General features: G+C 77.3%; 1 pseudogene. It reads right to left on the bottom strand.

Annotated features, from left to right (window positions below):
* Positions 1-97 precede the first annotated feature (97 nt).
* Positions 98-595 (bottom strand): annotated as a pseudogene (locus tag G3I40_RS40030) (hypothetical protein); the annotation flags it as partial.

Here is a 595-nt window from a genome sequence, read left to right as displayed (position 1 = left end):
TCCGCGAAGTCGGCGGCGCCGACGGCGGCGATCCGGGCCGGGGTGCCGAGGAGGGCGGGTGCCGGGGGCGGGTTCATGCGGGCTCCGTGGTGTCGGGTCACGAGGAGGGGGCCGTCGACGTCAACTGATGGGCGCTCTCGGCCCGTTGGGAGCTGTCGGGCAGGAGGGAGACGGCCCAGTGCGCCGCGTCCGTGCTCGTGGGGGCGAGCATGGCGCCCGCGCCGGTCAGCAGGTCGCGCTGGGCGTCGGGGTCCTGGGGGTCGCGGTCGGTGCCGACCAGAAAGGCGATGACCGGGGGGCGTTCGCGCGCGGGGACGCGGTCGAGTTCGGCGGCGAGGGGCGCCGCCGGGTCCGGTCCCGCGCCGTGGCCGAGCACCACGTCGAGGACGACGGCGCAGGTCGTGGGGTCGGTGAGTGCGGCCCGCAGGTGTGCGGCGCGTACGGTCGGGTCGATCATCGGGTGCGGGCGGCCCGCCGTGTAGGCGTCGTCGCCGAGGTCGAGCACCACGTGCCGCTGCGGAAGCACGACGTCGCGGCCGGGGACGTACGGGCCGAGGGCGCCGGCCGCGTCGGGGAGCAGCTGGCGGGCCTCGTA

The organism is Streptomyces sp. SID14478 (genome assembly GCF_010548525.1).
GTDB lineage: Bacteria > Actinomycetota > Actinomycetes > Streptomycetales > Streptomycetaceae > Streptomyces.
This window is presented reverse-complemented; position numbering and strand designations above follow the sequence as displayed.